The organism is Pseudocolwellia agarivorans (genome assembly GCF_002000085.1).
GTDB classification, from domain to species: domain Bacteria; phylum Pseudomonadota; class Gammaproteobacteria; order Enterobacterales; family Alteromonadaceae; genus Pseudocolwellia; species Pseudocolwellia agarivorans.
The window spans coordinates 34,193-51,697 of record NZ_MUZU01000002.1; the positions used below are offsets into that span (position 1 = coordinate 34,193).

Consider the following 17,505-nt stretch of genomic DNA (forward strand, 5'->3'; position numbering starts at 1 on the left):
ACACATTAGCAGCCTTAGCTTACCAACCTGTTTTCTCTTTAAGTGCTGAACCGATTTCTGCTAAAGAACGAACAGTTTTAACACCAGCCGCTTCCAATGCTGCAAATTTTTCATCAGCTGTACCTTTACCACCAGCGATAATCGCGCCAGCGTGACCCATACGCTTACCTTCTGGTGCAGTAACACCAGCAATGTAAGATACAACAGGCTTAGTAACGTTAGCTTTGATGTATTCTGCAGCTTCTTCTTCTGCTGTTCCACCAATTTCACCAATCATTACGATTGCTTCAGTTTGAGGATCGTTTTGGAACATTTCTAAAACGTCGATGAAGTTAGTACCTGGAATTGGATCACCACCGATACCTACACAAGTAGATTGGCCGAAACCAGCATCAGTTGTTTGCTTAACTGCTTCATAAGTTAATGTACCTGAACGAGATACAATACCTACTTTACCTGGCTTATGGATATGACCAGGCATGATACCAATTTTAGTTTCGCCTGGAGTGATAACACCTGGACAGTTAGGTCCAATCATACGAACGCCAGACTGATCAAGCTTAGCTTTAACGTCAACCATATCTAAAGTTGGAATACCTTCAGTGATAGTAACGATAAGCTCGATGCCTGCATCAATAGCTTCTAAAATTGCATCTTTACAGAAAGGAGCAGGAACATAGATAACTGTAGCTGTTGCGCCAGTTGCTTCTACTGCATCACGTACTGTGTTAAATACTGGAAGGCCTAAATGCGTTTGACCGCCTTTACCAGGGCTTACACCACCAACCATTTGTGTACCGTACTCAAGTGCTTGTTCTGAGTGGAATGTACCTTGACCACCAGTGAAACCTTGACAGATTACTTTAGTATCTTTGTTAATTAAGACAGACATTATTTGCCCTCCGCAGCTGCTACAACTTTAGTCGCTGCATCAGTTAATGACTCAGCAGCAATGATATCTAAGCCAGAATTTTTAAGAACTTCACGACCTAATTCAGCATTAGTACCTTCTAAACGTACAACTACTGGTACTTTAACGCCTACTTCTTTAACCGCGCCAATAATACCTTCAGCGATCATGTCACAACGAACAATACCACCAAAGATGTTAACTAAAACAGCTTTAACGTTATCGTCAGAAAGGATGATTTTGAATGCTTCAGAAACACGTTCTTTAGTCGCCCCGCCACCAACATCGAGGAAGTTAGCTGGCTTGCCACCGTGTAAATTAACGATATCCATTGTACCCATTGCTAGGCCGGCACCGTTAACCATACAACCTACGTTACCATCTAATGCTACGTAATTTAATTCAAATTTAGCTGCATGTGCTTCACGCTCATCTTCTTGAGATGGATCGTGGAAGTCGCGCATTTTAGGTTGACGGTATAAAGCGTTACCATCAATACCAATTTTACCATCTAAACAGTGAAGGTTACCTTCGTCAGTAATAACTAACGGGTTGATTTCTAATAATGCGAAATCAAAATCTTCAAACATTTTAGCAAGACCTAAGAAGATCTTAACAAATTGCTTCATTTGTGTAGGGTTTAAACCTAATTTAAAACCTAATTCACGTGCTTGGTACGGTTGAGCACCTACAAGTGGATCAATTTCAGCTTGGTGAATTAACTCAGGTGTTTCTTCAGCAATCTTTTCAATGTCAACACCACCTTCGGTAGAAGCCATGAATACAACTTTACGACTTGCACGGTCAACAACAGCACCTAGGTATAATTCGTTAGCAATATCAGTACAGCTTTCTACTAAAATTTTTGCTACCGGTTGGCCTTTCTCATCTGTTTGGTATGTAACTAAGTTTTTACCTAACCAGTTTTGAGCAAAGTCTTTAATTTCTTGCTTGGTTTTAACTAGCTTTACACCGCCAGCTTTACCACGTCCACCAGCGTGAACCTGAGTTTTAACAACCCACATATCGCCGCCAATTTTATCAGCAGCTTCGGCAGCTTCTTGAGCGGTATCGCAAGCGAAACCTTCAGAAACTGGTAAACCATATTCAGCGAACAATTGTTTCGCTTGATACTCATGCAAATTCATGGTGTTTTTTCCATTTATCTGTAAATGATGACAACCGTTCCATATCTTCTCTCATAAAAAACATGCACCGCTGCCAGTGAAAAATCGGTCTGATTATAGTACAAAAGCTCTAAAGACGGTAGTCTAAAGAGCTATTTGTAAGAGTTATAATCGATATAAATACTAGTTATAAATCTTTATTATAAACGTACATTTATATACAAAACTTTGTATTAAACATCTAGAAGAAGTCTAGCTGGATCTTCTAGTAATTCTTTAATTGTTACTAAGAATCCAACGGATTCTTTACCATCAATTAAACGATGATCGTACGATAATGCTAAGTACATCATTGGTAGTATTTCAACTTTACCATCAACAGCCATTGGGCGGTCTTGGATTTTGTGCATTCCTAAAATCGCCGCTTGCGGTAAGTTTAAAATAGGTGTTGAAATAAGTGAACCAAATACGCCACCGTTAGTGATGGTAAAGTTACCACCTTGCATTTCTGCCATGGTTAATTTGCCATCACGACCTTTAATAGCCAAGTCACGAATAGCATTTTCGATACCTGCCATGCTTAATTGATCTGCATCGCGTAATACCGGTGTTACTAAACCACGCGGAGTCGATACAGCAATACTAATATCAAAATAGTTGTGATAAACGATGTCATCGCCGTCAATTGATGCATTAACTGCAGGGTAACGTTTTAATGCTTCATTTACTGCTTTTACGTAGAAAGACATAAAGCCTAAACGCGTGTCATGAGCTTTTTCAAATAAGTCTTTATATTGCTTACGTAAATCCATAATTGGCTTCATGTTAACTTCGTTAAACGTTGTTAACATTGCCGTTGAATTTTTAGCTTCAAGTAAACGAGTTGCAATAGTTTTACGCAGACGTGTCATAGGTACACGTTTTTGAGTACGTTCACCTAAGTCTTGTGCTACCGGAGCTGCGGTTTTAGGGGCTACTGGGGCTGCGGCAGGCTTGTTAGCGGCTGCTTCAACGTCTTCTTTAGAAATACGTCCACCTTTACCAGAACCAACAACGTCTGCTGCTGTAAGACCTTTTTCAGTCATTAAACGACGTACTGATGGGCTAGCTAATTCATCATTACTGATAGCTTCTTCTGATGATGCTGCAGGAGCGGCACTTGCAGAAGCTCCGGCATTTAGTTCACCAATTTTTTGGTTACCTAATACCGTATCACCTTCAGCATGAATAATTTTACCAATTACACCATTGTCTTGTGCTACAACTTCTAATACAACTTTATCAGTTTCGATATCAACTAAGTTTTGGTCAACAGTAACAGCATCGCCTTCGGCTACATGCCAACCAGCTACAGTTGCGTCTGCTACCGACTCAGGTAATACAGGTACGACAATATCAATCACATTTACGGTATCGCCTGTTGAAGCAGAAGATGCAGCTGGTGCACTTTCTGCTGGAGCTGAAGCACTTTCAGATGCTTCACCTTCAGACAAAATACCAATAACTTGTGAGCCTAATACTGTTGAGCCTTCAGCTTCTGATATTGATGTAATTACACCGTCAGATAATGCTTGTACTTCAAGTACAACTTTATCTGTTTCTATATCTACTAATACTTGATCACGTGAAACTTTATCACCTACTTGTACATGCCAAGTAGCTACTGTTGCATCTGCAACTGATTCAGGTAAAACGGGAACCTTAATTTCGGTTGTCATTTATTTTATTCCTTAACAAAAACTAGTCTATTCAACATTTAGCGCGTCATGGACTAGCGCTTGTTGCTCTTTAACATGAACTGACATATAACCTACAGCTGGTGCTGCAGAAGCCTTACGGCCGGCATATATCAAATTAGTACCTTCAGGTATTACCGCTCTAAAGTGATGCTGAGAACAATACCAAGCACCTTGGTTTTGTGGCTCTTCTTGACACCAAACAAAGTCTTTAGCATTTTCATATTTTGCAATTTCAGCTTTAAGGTCTTTCTCAGGGAAAGGATAAAGCTGCTCTACACGCACAATAGCCACATTAGTTTGTTCGTTTTTACGACGTAGCTCTAATAATTCGTAATAAACTTTACCACTACAAAATACGACTCTTTTAACATCTTTCGGTTCTATTTCATCAACTTCACCTATTACGTTATGGAATACACCGGTAGAAAGTTCTTCTAATGAAGAAACAGCTAATGGATGACGTAATAATGATTTGGGTGACATAACAACAAGTGGACGACGCATAGGGCGAACAACTTGACGACGAAGCATGTTAAATACTTGAGCAGGTGTAGATGGTACACAAACTTGCATATTATGATCAGCACACAACTGTAAGAAACGTTCTAAACGTGCTGATGAATGTTCAGGTCCTTGACCTTCATAACCATGAGGTAACAACATTGTTAGACCGCATAAGCGCCCCCACTTTTGTTCACCTGAACTAATAAATTGGTCAAATACTACTTGTGCACAGTTAGCAAAATCACCAAATTGTGCTTCCCAAATAGTTAAACCAGCAGGTTCAGCTGTTGTATAGCCATATTCGAAAGCTAATACTGAAACTTCAGATAATACCGAATCGTGAACATCAAAAGGACCTTGTCCTTCTCTAATGTTCTGTAATGGTAAGTATTGGCTTTGATCTTCTTGATTATGTAATACCGCATGACGATGGAAGAACGTACCACGACCTGAATCTTGTCCTGTCAAACGAACTCGCTGACCAGAATCAACAATAGATGCATAAGCTAAATTTTCAGCCATCCCCCAATCAAGTAATTTTTCACCTGAAGCCATTTTAACGCGGTCATCATATATTTTTTGAACACGACCGTGTACTTTATGCTCAGCTGGGAATGTTGAAATTTTTCCGGCAAGTTCTTTTAACTTATCAATGGATATTTCTTTTTCGTAATCGTCATCCCATTCGTGACCTAAATATGGAGTCCAATCTACAGAATGCTCTGTCATTGGGCGCCATTGTTCTACAGTACACTGACCTTCATCTAATAGTCTACGGTAGTAGGCTGTCATTTCATCAGACTTTGCTTTTGAAACAGTAGCTTCAGCGGCAAGTTTATCTGCATATAATTGACGTGGCGTAGGATGTTTTTTAACTTTTTTGTACATTAACGGTTGAGTTGCACTAGGCTCATCAGCTTCATTGTGCCCATGACGACGGTAACAAACTAAGTCAATCACTACGTCACGTTTAAATTCGTTACGATAATCTAATGCAATTTGTGTTGCTAGGATTACTGCTTCAGGATCGTCACCGTTAACATGAAGAATAGGTGCTGAAACCATTTTAGCTATTTCAGTACAGTATTCACCACTACGTGTATCTTGAGGGTTTGATGTTGTAAAACCTACTTGGTTGTTCACAACAATACGAATAGTACCACCCACTTTAAATGCACGCGCTTGCGACATATTAAAGGTTTCTTGTACAACACCCTGACCAGCAATAGCTGAGTCACCATGAATTGTAATCGGTAAGACTAAATCACCTTGGCTACAGTTACGGCGATCTAAACGTGCACGTACGCTGCCAATAACTACAGGATTTACAATTTCAAGGTGTGAAGGGTTAAATGCTAATGCTAAATGAACATTACCTGAAGGGGTAACAAAGTCAGATGAATAACCTTGGTGATATTTAACGTCACCAGAAGATAAAATTTCATCATGCTTGCCGCCAAACTCATCAAATAATTTAGAGGGGTTTTTACCCATCACATTGACAAGAACGTTTAAGCGCCCTCTGTGTGCCATACCTATAACAACTTCTTTAGCACCTGCAGTACCTGCACGCGTAATAAGTTCTTTAAGCATAGGAACTAAGGAATCGCCACCTTCTAATGAGAAGCGTTTAGCTCCTGGGAATTTAGCACCTAAGTACTTTTCTAGGCCATCTGCTGCAATCAAACCTTTAAGAATTTCTTCTTTTTCGGCAACCGATAATACAGGTTTAGACTGAACCGACTCTAAACGATTTTGTAACCAACGTTTTTCGTCTGTTGACGTGATATGCATATACTCAGCACCAATAGAACCACAATAAGTCGTTTTAAGGGCTTTATATAAATCGCCTAGCTTCATTGAATCTTGACCGATTGCAAATGATCCAACATTGTAATCTTTGTCAAAGTCGTTTTCTGATAGGTCGTGGTGAGATAATTGTAAATCTCGCACTTTATCACGCTGCCATAAACCTAATGGATCGAGGTTTGCATTTTGATGACCACGAAAACGGAACGCATTGATAAGCTGTAAAACTTTAACTTGTTTGGCGTCACCACCACTTGAAACAACGACCGTTTTACTGGGTTGTTTAGCTAAAGCTTTAAACTCATCGCGAATTTCAGAATGTCTGTATTCAACATCTGAACCTTCAACTTTCGGAAGTTGTTGGAAAACTTCTCGCCATTCTGCTGAGACAGACTGAGAGTTATCCAGATAAGATTCGTATAATTCTTCTATATAAGCAGCGTTAGCGCCACTTAAATGGGAAGACTCTATCCAAGCCTTCATTGCACCTTCGGGCATTGCCTGTTCCTTTACTGGGATAAAAGCAATAAAACACATCGTAACTTTTTAACTTTAACTACGCTTATCAACGCGATGGGATAAATAAAATAAGTTAATTTTACTTATCCCTTTGTGCTTTTAAACGAAATAACAAATGTTAAGCCGTTACACCAATCGTAAACTTTTCATTTACAATAGCAGAATATTACAATAATACCCTGCCATTTAGGAAATGAATTAAATTTATAAATAAATTAAATTTATAAATGGATTAAACCGCTCTCGAAAGAAGCATAGATTTGATATGCCCTATCGCTTTAGTTGGGTTTAACCCTTTTGGACATACATCAACACAGTTCATGATCCCATGACAACGGAATACACTGTATGCATCTTGTAAACCATCTAAACGTTCTTCAGTAGCAGTATCACGGCTATCAATTAAAAATCGATAAGCATGCAATAAGCCTGCTGGTCCGATGAACTTATCTGGATTCCACCAAAATGATGGACAAGAAGTTGAACAACACGCACATAAAATACATTCGTATAGCCCATCTAAATGTTCACGTTCTTCAATAGTTTGTAGATGTTCTCTTGATGGAGCATTTTTTCCATCATTAATTAGGTATGGCTTAACTTTTTCATATTGATTATAAAATTGAGTCATATCGATAATTAAATCACGTACTACTGGTAGACCGGGTAATGGTCTTAAAACAATTTTAGCAGCAGGTATATCAGATAAAGGTGTTATACACGCTAAACCATTTTTACCATTCATGTTTAAACCATCACTACCACATACACCTTCACGACATGAACGACGGAAAGATAACGTTGGATCTTTCTCTTTAAGCATAATTAATGCGTCAAGTACCATCATGTCTGAACCGTCAGGGATTTCTAGTTCATAATCCTTCATGTATGGAGCGTTGTCTACATCGGGGTTATAACGGTAAATCGAAAATATTTGTTTCATCAAATTATTCCTTAGTAAACACGAGCTTTAGGTGGGAAAGCTTCGCGGTGAACTGGTTTCATGTTTACATCACGTTTTGACATGTCTTCTGTGTCAGGAGTGTAAATTGAATGGCATAACCAGTTTTCATCATCACGTTCAGTGAAATCTTGACGAGCATGAGCACCACGAGATTCTGTTCTAAAGTTAGCCGCTTTTGCTGTACAGAATGCTGTTTCCATTAAGTTATCTAATTCTAAACATTCAATACGTTGAGTATTAAAGTCAGAAGACTTATCACTTAAATGAGCTGTTTTTAAACGTTCACGAATTTCTGTTAATTCTTTCATACCTTCAGCCATAGCTTCACCTTCACGGAATACCGAGAAGTTAAGTTGCATACATTGCTGTAAGTCTTTACGAATTTGAACAGGATCTTCACCGCTAGTAGATGATTCCCAACGGTTGGTACGTGCTAATGACGCTTCTAAATCAGATTCTGATGCTTCTTTAGCTGATTGTGTACCGTTTAAGTAAGTACCTAAGAAGTTACCTGCAGCACGGCCAAATACAACTAAATCAAGTAATGAATTACCACCTAAGCGGTTAGCTCCATGTACTGATACGTTTGCAATTTCACCTACTGCAAATAAACCTTCAACAATAGTTTCTTTACCTGTAGCAGGATCAAAATGAATAGCTTGCCCATTTAGGTTACATGGAACACCACCCATTTGATAATGACATGTAGGTATTACAGGAATAGGCTCTTCTGCTGGATCAACATGAGCAAATGTCTTAGATAAATCACAAACACCTGGTAAGCGTTTTTCTAACGTTTCGCGACCTAAGTGATCAAGCTTCAACTTAATGTGTAAACCATATGTAGGATGGTCACAACCACGACCTTCACGGATTTCTGTCATCATTGAACGAGCAACAACATCACGACCTGCTAAATCTTTAGCATTTGGTGCATAACGTTCCATGAAGCGTTCACCATCTTTGTTTAGAAGATAACCACCTTCTCCACGACAACCTTCAGTTACCAATGTACCTGCGCCTGCAATACCTGTTGGGTGGAATTGCCACATTTCCATGTCTTGCATTTGAATGCCAGCACGAAGTGACATACCAACACCATCACCCGTATTGATGTGAGCGTTAGTTGTAGAAGCGTATATACGACCTGCACCACCTGTTGCTAAAACAGTAGCACGCGCTTTAAAATAAACAACTTCGCCTGTTTCGATACAAATAGCTGTTGTACCAACAACCGCACCATCAGCATTTTTAACAAGATCTAATGCATACCATTCTGAGTATACGTTAGTTTTGTTTTTAACATTTTGTTGGTATAAACAATGAAGTAACGCGTGACCTGTACGGTCTGCTGCAGCGGCTGTACGAGCTGCTTGTTCACCACCAAAGTTTTTAGATTGACCACCGAAAGGACGTTGATAAATTTTGCCCTCTTCAGTACGAGAAAATGGTAAGCCCATGTTCTCTAATTCAATAATGGATTCTGGTCCTGTTTTACACATATATTCGATAGCGTCTTGGTCACCGATATAATCAGAACCTTTAACCGTATCGTACATATGTTGTTCCCAGTGATCTTCATGCGCATTACCTAACGCAACAGTGATACCACCTTGCGCTGAAACCGTATGAGAACGTGTAGGAAAAACTTTAGAGATTAGAGCACAAGATTTACCCGACTCTGAAATTGCTAATGCAGCGCGCATACCCGCACCGCCTGCGCCAATTACTATGGCGTCAAATTCACGAACTGGAACGCTCATTTATACACCCCATACTATGATGAAACCCGCAGCAAGATAAACAAGCAACGTGATTGAAAAAATAAATTGTAGTGATCCACGAAGAAAAGCGGGTTTAACGTAGTCAGATAATACCTGCCATACGCCAATCCAAGCGTGAACAACTAATGCAAGAATTGCTAATAACGTAAATATTTTCACGCTTATACATGAAAATAAATCATGCCAAACGTTATACGTTACTTCAGGGGTAATAAGAAAGAAACCAGCTAAAAAGAATGTATATAAAGCAAGAACAATTGCGCTCGCTCTTAATAATATAAAATCGTGTACGCCGCTACGGCCTACTGTTGCTGCATTATTTACCATAACCAAACTCCTACTACAACTGTTAATACAAGCCATAAAACCATAATTAATTTAGCAGTCATATTACCTGATGCTAATTCTTCAAAATGGCCTAAGTCCATTAACAAATGACGAATACCACCTAAAAGGTGATAAATCAAAGCAGATAGAATACCTAAAAGAATAAACTTGAAGATAAAACCATCAAGTAGAGCTTGAAGTTGAGAAAAATCTTCCGCAGAAGATAATGATAGAGAAAGTGTCCACAATAATATGCCAATAGCAAAAACCATAATGACACCCGATATACGGTGTAATATAGAAGCATTCGCAGCAGGATGCATTTTAATTGTAGTCAGATCTAGGTTTACAGGACGTTGTTTTTTCACGATTGTTGCCTAAGGAGCTCTTAGAGCTTTCAACTTGTTTTCTTTGCCACGCTAATAATTGTAATAACATGACCCCCCGTCGATCTTAGTCAATGTTTTATAATTTAGCTAAAAAGCCTGTAATTACCGAACACTAATTAAGAGCTGTTTGATTATATAGACGATAATAATTAATTACAATTTTCTTCATTTAGCATTTCCTTGCTATTTTAAAGGCTTGTGACTAAATTTTAAACAGAATGATTGTTTTGAACATTATATGAGCAACTTCAATTTTACCTACTCACAATTGAATTGACTTAGTAGGGGTGTTATGAAGTAGAATACGGTCAGTTTTATATTCACCAAAACTGACTAAATCTTAGTTTTTTCAGATAACGAATTTAATAGGGGATGAACATATGGCTGAATCAAAGGCCTCTCTAAGTATTAACGGCAAAGAAGTTGCTGAATTACCGATTCTTAAAGGTAGTGCAGGAAACGACGTAATAGACATCCGAACTTTGGGCGCTAGTGGTTATTTTACCTACGATCCTGGCTTTTTAGCCACCGCCTCTTGTGAATCATCAATTACTTTTATCGATGGCGGTAAAGGCGTATTACAACACCGCGGTTATCCTATTGCTAATCTTGCTAAAGATGCTGATTACCTTGAAGTTTGTTATATATTGTTAAACGGTGTAGCACCTTCTAAAAGCGAATATGATGATTTCGTCAATGTGATCACTAACCACACATTAGTACACGAAAAATTAGTACAATTCTTCCATGGCTTTTTACCTGATGCTCACCCAATGGCTATGCTTTGTGGAGTTGTAGGCGCCCTTTCATCTTTCTATCATGATGATTTGGATATTACTGATCCTGAACAACGTATGCGTTGTGCACACCGTTTAATTGCTAAAATGCCAACGATTGCGGCAATGGCATATAAATACAATATGGGTCAACCTTTTGTATATCCACGTAACGAATTATCGTATGCAGAAAACTTCTTACACATGATGTTTTCAGTACCTGCGGAAGAATACAATGTTAATCCTGTTGCGGCTAAAGCGATGGATCGTATATTTACACTTCATGCTGACCATGAACAAAATGCTTCTACGTCAACAGTACGTTTAGCAGGCTCTTCAGGCGCTAACCCTTATGCATGTATTGCTGCTGGTGTTGCTTCTTTATGGGGTCCTGCACATGGTGGTGCAAACGAAGCATGTTTAACTATGCTTGAAAAAATCGGCGATGTATCACGCGTAGATGAGTTTGTTGCTAAAGCTAAAGATAAAGCTGATCCATTCCGCTTAATGGGCTTTGGACATCGTGTTTACAAAAACTTTGACCCTCGTGCTACTGTAATGCGTGAAACATGTCATGAAGTATTACAAGAATTAGGTATTCAAGATCCACTTTTAGATGTTGCTATGGCATTAGAAAAAGTGGCTTTAGAAGACCCTTATTTTATTGAGAAAAAACTTTACCCAAATGTTGATTTTTACTCAGGTATTATATTGAAAGCATTAGGAATTCCTTCAAGTATGTTCACTGTAATTTTTGCAATGTCTCGTACTGTTGGTTGGATTGCTCACTGGGAAGAAATGTTATCTCAACCGGGTCAAAAAATAGGTCGTCCTCGTCAATTATACACAGGCGAAATCGATAGAGAATTTGTCCCATTAAAAGGTAAATAATTTTATTTTTTAATTTAAAAGGCAGCATAAGCTGCCTTTTTTATGTCCTAAATTTAAGAATATCTATTCAAATTTATAATTTTGATAAATAAATTTTAGAGTTTTAACTCTTTTTTATATTTATAGGTTTAATGTTTACTATTCACAAAGTAAATACATTTTCTTAAAAAAAATAGCAAAATTACGATTATCTTCCTCTAAATTAAACTGATAAATTTTATTTTTTAAATTAATTTATAAATCGATTAAAAATAAGCACCTTAAGCTACTGTATTCATTAACTCCCTATAGAAAAAACAACTATATCTTTTATTTATATCTTTAACTTTTTATATAATTAAAAAAAATAACAGTTATCATTTAAAATACGTTTTAAAATGCATAATTTTAAAATTATCTGCTTTTTCTTCACATCACTGCTTTTATTATTTGTAGGCTGGTATAATTATTCTCTTTTCATTTTAGTTATCAATGTATGTCTGATTATCAACTTAGATTTGGTGGAATTAACCGCCTATATGGCAAGAACGGCTCTCAAATTATTCAAGGTTCACATTTCTGTGTTATTGGTATTGGTGGAGTAGGATCTTGGGCTGCTGAAGCATTAGCACGTAACGGCGTAGGGGAAATAACACTTATTGATTTAGATGATATTTGTGTAACTAATGTAAACCGCCAAATACATGCTTTAACCCATACTGTTGGTTTAAGTAAAGTAGAAGTAATGAGCGATAGAATTAAAGCAATCAACCCTGATTGCAAAATACATTTAATAGAAGACTTTGTTACACCTGATAATTTATTTGATCTATTACTACCTGCTTTTGATTACGTTATTGATGCAATAGATTCTGTAAACGTTAAAACTAAACTTATAGCTCATTGTAAACGTAATAAGTTACCTATTATTACTATTGGTGGTGCTGGTGGTCAGATAGACCCAACTCAAATACAAATTTGTGATTTAAGCCAAACCTATCAAGACCCTCTATTAGCTAAAGTAAGAAATCAGTTACGCAGAGAGCATAATTTTTCAAGAAATGTGAAACGAAAATTTTCAATAGATGCGGTATTTTCTACCGAACAGCTAGTATACCCAGATAACGAAGGGAACGTCTGTCATCAAAAGCCCGAAGCCAACGGAGCAATGAAATTAGATTGTAGTGGTGGATTTGGTTCCACAACTCACGTTACCGCAACATTTGCATTTTTTGCGGTAAGTAGAGCTATCCAAAAATTAATCCGTAAAAAATCATCTAAAAAGTAAAGCTAACTACTGACAGTACTTTTTATTTTATCAACAATCGCAATAAGTCCATTCGCTCTCGATGGACTTAGATGTTGAATTAACCCTAGTCCATCAAAGTATTTATCAACATCAAATGCCAAAATATTTTCTGCTGTTTGATTATTGTAAGCAGCTAAAATGATAGTTAACAAACCGCGTATGATTTTCGCATCACTATCCGCGTAAAATTGATATACGCCCTGCTCTACGGTATAAGTTAACCAAGCCTTGCTTTCACAGCCTTGAACTAAATGTGCATCGGTTAATTGTTCTTTAGGTAAACGTTGATGTACTTTACCTAGTAACATGATTTCACGATGCCTGCTATCCCACCCTTTTAGCCTTGAAAACTTATTGATAATTGTCTGGCTATCCATAACACTAGTTATGTCATTACCGTAAATGACATAACTATTATCAACGCCTGCTATTTTTTCTTGCTCTGAAGCATTGATCAACTTTTTAAGGGTATTAATAAACTGATCAACCTCCTCAAAAGTATTATACGCAGTAAGAGCTACACGAATACACCCCTCATATTGTAAGTATTCCATCAAAGGCATAGCACAATGATGACCCGATCTAACCGCTATATTATTAGCATCTAAAAAGCTGGCTACATCATGATTATGGTGATTAGCTACCGTAAATGAAAAAAGTGGAATACTTGGGGCCTCATCCGTTATAAATGATACTGAATTGATTGCCTGTAGTTTTCTGTAACAGTAATTGAGTAAACTATTTTCATATTCAATGATAGCCTTCATATCGGTTGTTAATATGAAATTAATCGCTGTTGCAAACGCAACAACCCCGGCGATATTAGGTGTACCCGCTTCAAACTTGAAAGGTAGTATGTTGTAAGTGGTTTTAGAGAAGCTAACGCTTGATATCATTTCTCCGCCACCTTGATATGGAGGCATTTGTTCGAAAAGTGCTCGTTTCCCATACAACACCCCAACGCCTGTTGGTCCGTACATTTTATGGGCTGAAAATACATAAAAGTCACAATCTAAAGCTTGTACATCAACCACCTCGTGAGCAATAGCTTGTGCGCCATCAACAATAGAAATGATGTCATTCTTTTTACAAAGGTCGAGAATGTCGTATATGGGATTTATTTTGCCTATTACATTAGAAATATGAGCAAAACTGACTACTTTGGTTTTAGGTGAAATGAGTGATTTAAGTGCTTTTGTATCAATAACTCCGGTTTTAGTTAAAGGTACAACCTTTATGATAGCTGATTTTTTTTCAGCTATCATTTGCCACGGTACTATATTTGCGTGATGTTCACTTTGAGAAAGAATAATTTCGTCACCGGGATTAATAACTAACTCCCCTAAGCTATTCGCTAATAGGTTAATGCTTTCTGTCGTGCCTTTCGTCCATATGATTTCTTCAAGATAACGAGCATTTATAAATTGCTGAACAGACGCTCTTGCACTTTCAAAAGCAGATGTTGATACAGCACTAAGTTGATGAGATGCACGATGAACATTCGCATTATATTGCCGATAATACTCTTGGTATTTATCAATAACACACTGAGGTTTTTGTGTGGTTGCAGCATTATCAAAGTAAATAAGTTCTGAATGATTTAACTTATTTTTTAATAAAGGAAACTGTGTACGAAATTTTTCAACGTTAAAAGACTGCATTAAATAAAATAACTTATTTACATAATAATATTGAAATAATTATAACTGATAATTGCCTCAGATTTATACTCATTATCATTCAAGATGCAGGTTTCAGCATATTAATTGGTAAAGGGGATATACAGTATATTTAAAACAATCACGACTAATAGGCAATGTTATGAAACTGTATTCTTGGTATGACAAAAGCTCTCAATATTTTCAAGATGATGACGATATTCAATCTCATCCTGAAGCAAAGCAAACAGATAACACTGTAGTTAAAACTCAAGTTACACAAAAAACAAATACACGTCACTCAAAAGCAACTTTTTCAGCATTTCAACAAAGCTATTCTTAACACAACACTTATTCAAAGGAGAGTATTCGTTGAACTAATACTCTCCTAATTTAATTTTATTGTATCGCGTTACTTTATTTTTATTTTCAATACGGTCTGTTGTACTTATTTCTCGCCTTAAAGCTTTATTTAACCACTCTAAACCTAACGCCTCTTTATTCATTTTAAATAATGATTTAGCCACATTATAGTGGTAACTAGGCATTGAGTATTTATCAGCATTGTTATTTAATAAATGTAAGTACAATTCAATAAAAGGCTCTTCATAATAACGTAAACTGTTTTTAATTCGAGTCGGTTTGAACGCTTGTGTACTATTATTTTGGCAAGTTTCAGCTTCAAATAAACCTATTTCTTGCGAATGATTAAATAGATAACTTTTTGGCGTACCAATTTTCCATTTATTGCCGACTCGTTGCATTAATGGGGTTGTTTTATCAATCAAATCAAACCATGGAATTTGCTTTGCTAGTAAGGTTAAAACCTCTTCCCTACTTCCTTCATAATAAGGTTTAAGTATAGAAATATTGTGTGAAAAAATACTTATTTGCGGTTTTTGGCAAATTTTATGATGACTAGACAATGGGTACTCATCAACAAATCCTAATAGATGAGAAAGCTCATGAATAAATACGTTTTCATCGTCAAGTGCATCTAAATACAAAATGCCATTGTTAACATTCGCTCCACCTTTATTGAGCATAAGCCCTAAGTAACGAGTATTCACTTCTGGATGTAATTGGCTCCATGCCGTTTCCCTACATTGAATAGCCTTGTCTGTATCGTAGCTACAATTAAGCTGCTCAATTGATATATAACGAGGACGATTAAAACAAAAGTAACGACTTATAGGATGCTGCTGTACAGTGTTAATAAGCGCATCTAACTTATGTAAGTTAGCTAAGTTAGTGGCAAATAGTTGAATACTATTACGGCATTGATATGTAGTGTCAGCTTGATGATTAATTAAATTTAAACGGTTGCTTTTAGATATTTGATATTGTCGAATATCGTTAATCAATGTGTTTTGCTGTGGTGACTCTATTAGAGGGAGTAGTTCATCTAAAAGTTTTAGATCACCTAAAGTAATAGTTACATCAATCAATTTATCTAAAGCATCACTATTATTCTTCTGTGTTAGTAATAGTGCCTTGGCTTTAAGTAAATCCCCTTCATCTATATAAAGGTCGATCAACTCTACTAACGCTTTTTCATGTTTGAGAAAAATGGCCTGTTCGTACCAATATATTGCTTGGGTTACATCATTTTCAAGATGATAAATAATTGCCAAATCAAGCGCTATATTTTTATCTTCTTGAGCTAAAATTTTAGCTAAATAAAACCATTCATTCGATTGTTCTTCTACCATCAAAAAGCGATATTGAACTGCGTTTCTTATTCCTTTTTTAATACCATAAGACACCTCAGCTTCGCTAATATCGTTTAACGCTATTCTACTTGTTATATATTGAGGCAAAAAAAATGAGCCTGACGGTATACTTACCATCAGGCTCACTATTAATATTTTTAGAGTAATTGAAAAAGATTTCACTTTATTTAAAATTTATTCAGGCTCAGTAGTGGTATCAATCTCTAATTGTTCACTACGCATAAGATCTAATTCTAACTTAGCGTAGCGATGTTCAACAAACTCAAACACGTTAGTGCTTAACGCTAATTTAAAAAAGTTAGAAGCCACATCTTCTTTACCTAACAATTGATTATACTTACCTAGATAAAAATAAGCTTCACAAAGTCTATCACTTAGCTCTTTATTGGTATTTATATTCAGTGTTAAATTTTGAATAAACTCAGATTGTGTTTCTTCGCCTAAATAAAGATTAATAATATTTTTTGCCCAAATGTTATCTGCAACTTGTGTTGAACGTTCAGCAAGATCAGCTTTGGCTTGTGAAGCGTTTATTTGATATTCAGCTAAGTATAACCATAATAAACGATATGGATCATCAGCACGGCCATGATGAAATACTTGAAAATCGCTGCGTGCTAAATTAGGTCTACCACCGTAATAAAGGGCAATCCCTCTATTTAAGTATGCATATTCATGTTCAGGGTTTAAATCTAAGGCAGAATCAAACGCATCATAAGCTTGGTTAAATTCTTGTAGCTGAGTAAATTGAATACCAATAAAGTTATAGGCATCAACTAAATTAGGTTTTAGCTTCAGTGCACGATTAAAGTCTAATCGAGCAAGAGAGCGAAGCCCTACACTATCGTAAATAACACCACGGTCATAAAATAACTGGGCACGCTGTTCATCAGTAATTTCTGCTCTAAGTATAATGTCACTCAAGCGTAAAATTGCAATTTCACTTTTGTAATTAACAGCAACAGGCTCAGCAATCACTAATTGACCTATTCCATTACTTTCACTTTTATTGCTATTGATTGCTGCACAACCTTGCACACACAACACTATACTAATAACTAACAATTTACTTTTTAATAGCACAACA

The 17,505-nt window shown here is 36.8% G+C and carries 14 protein-coding genes; 3 read left to right on the top strand and 11 right to left on the bottom strand.

Annotated elements, in window-relative coordinates; genetic code table 11:
* Nucleotides 1-19 precede the first annotated feature (19 nt).
* The 8 genes from sucD to sdhC all read right to left on the bottom strand — a co-directional run bounded on the left by sucD (nucleotide 20) and on the right by sdhC (nucleotide 10,051).
* A complete protein-coding gene (gene sucD, locus B0X80_RS03270; RefSeq protein WP_077338398.1) occupies nucleotides 20-892 on the bottom strand; it encodes a succinate--CoA ligase subunit alpha in 873 nt (290 codons plus the stop codon).
* Complete coding sequence (sucC, locus tag B0X80_RS03275) at nucleotides 892-2,058, bottom strand: ADP-forming succinate--CoA ligase subunit beta (RefSeq protein WP_076419154.1); 1,167 nt, start codon at nucleotides 2,056-2,058, stop codon at nucleotides 892-894. The genes sucD and sucC overlap by 1 nt, the downstream gene beginning before the upstream one ends.
* Nucleotides 2,059-2,270: 212 nt before the next feature.
* Entirely contained in the window at nucleotides 2,271-3,755 is a 1,485-nt protein-coding gene (odhB, locus tag B0X80_RS03280) for a 2-oxoglutarate dehydrogenase complex dihydrolipoyllysine-residue succinyltransferase (protein WP_077338399.1), read from the bottom strand.
* Between the two features lie 27 nt (nucleotides 3,756-3,782).
* The gene (locus B0X80_RS03285; RefSeq protein WP_077338400.1) at nucleotides 3,783-6,587 is read right to left on the bottom strand and encodes a 2-oxoglutarate dehydrogenase E1 component; all 2,805 of its coding nucleotides are present in this window, start codon (nucleotides 6,585-6,587) and stop codon (nucleotides 3,783-3,785) included.
* Between the two features lie 253 nt (nucleotides 6,588-6,840).
* A complete protein-coding gene (locus B0X80_RS03290) occupies nucleotides 6,841-7,551 on the bottom strand; it encodes a succinate dehydrogenase iron-sulfur subunit (protein ID WP_077338401.1) in 711 nt (236 codons plus the stop codon).
* Nucleotides 7,552-7,562: 11 nt separating this feature from the next.
* Nucleotides 7,563-9,335 (bottom strand): succinate dehydrogenase flavoprotein subunit, encoded by a 1,773-nt coding sequence (gene sdhA, locus B0X80_RS03295; protein ID WP_077338402.1) that lies wholly within the window; start codon nucleotides 9,333-9,335, stop codon nucleotides 7,563-7,565.
* A complete protein-coding gene (sdhD, locus tag B0X80_RS03300) occupies nucleotides 9,336-9,683 on the bottom strand; it encodes a succinate dehydrogenase, hydrophobic membrane anchor protein (RefSeq protein WP_077338403.1) in 348 nt (115 codons plus the stop codon).
* Entirely contained in the window at nucleotides 9,677-10,051 is a 375-nt protein-coding gene (gene sdhC / locus B0X80_RS03305; protein ID WP_076419160.1) for a succinate dehydrogenase, cytochrome b556 subunit, read from the bottom strand. The genes sdhD and sdhC overlap by 7 nt, the downstream gene beginning before the upstream one ends.
* Nucleotides 10,052-10,452: 401 nt before the next feature.
* Between sdhC and B0X80_RS03310 the strand changes: the two genes are divergently transcribed.
* Both B0X80_RS03310 and tcdA read left to right on the top strand, forming a co-directional pair.
* Nucleotides 10,453-11,739, top strand: coding sequence for a citrate synthase (locus tag B0X80_RS03310; protein WP_077338404.1), 1,287 nt, complete (start codon nucleotides 10,453-10,455; stop codon nucleotides 11,737-11,739).
* A gap of 475 nt (nucleotides 11,740-12,214) precedes the next feature.
* Nucleotides 12,215-13,006 (top strand): tRNA cyclic N6-threonylcarbamoyladenosine(37) synthase TcdA, encoded by a 792-nt coding sequence (gene tcdA, locus B0X80_RS03315; protein WP_077338405.1) that lies wholly within the window; start codon nucleotides 12,215-12,217, stop codon nucleotides 13,004-13,006.
* Nucleotides 13,007-13,008: 2 nt separating this feature from the next.
* Here the strand turns inward: tcdA and B0X80_RS03320 are convergent, their stop codons facing one another.
* The gene (locus B0X80_RS03320) at nucleotides 13,009-14,688 is read right to left on the bottom strand and encodes a SufS family cysteine desulfurase (protein WP_077338406.1); all 1,680 of its coding nucleotides are present in this window, start codon (nucleotides 14,686-14,688) and stop codon (nucleotides 13,009-13,011) included.
* A gap of 160 nt (nucleotides 14,689-14,848) precedes the next feature.
* Between B0X80_RS03320 and B0X80_RS03325 the strand changes: the two genes are divergently transcribed.
* On the top strand, nucleotides 14,849-15,028 hold the full coding sequence (locus B0X80_RS03325; RefSeq protein WP_077338407.1) for a hypothetical protein: 180 nt from the start codon (nucleotides 14,849-14,851) through the stop codon (nucleotides 15,026-15,028).
* A gap of 34 nt (nucleotides 15,029-15,062) precedes the next feature.
* Here B0X80_RS03325 and B0X80_RS03330 read toward each other — a convergent pair whose 3' ends face one another.
* Nucleotides 15,063-16,505, bottom strand: a complete 1,443-nt coding sequence (locus B0X80_RS03330) for a hypothetical protein (protein WP_139345286.1) — start codon at nucleotides 16,503-16,505, stop codon at nucleotides 15,063-15,065.
* A gap of 87 nt (nucleotides 16,506-16,592) precedes the next feature.
* A complete protein-coding gene (gene nlpI, locus B0X80_RS03335) occupies nucleotides 16,593-17,501 on the bottom strand; it encodes a lipoprotein NlpI (protein ID WP_245825380.1) in 909 nt (302 codons plus the stop codon).
* Nucleotides 17,502-17,505: the final 4 nt, after the last annotated feature.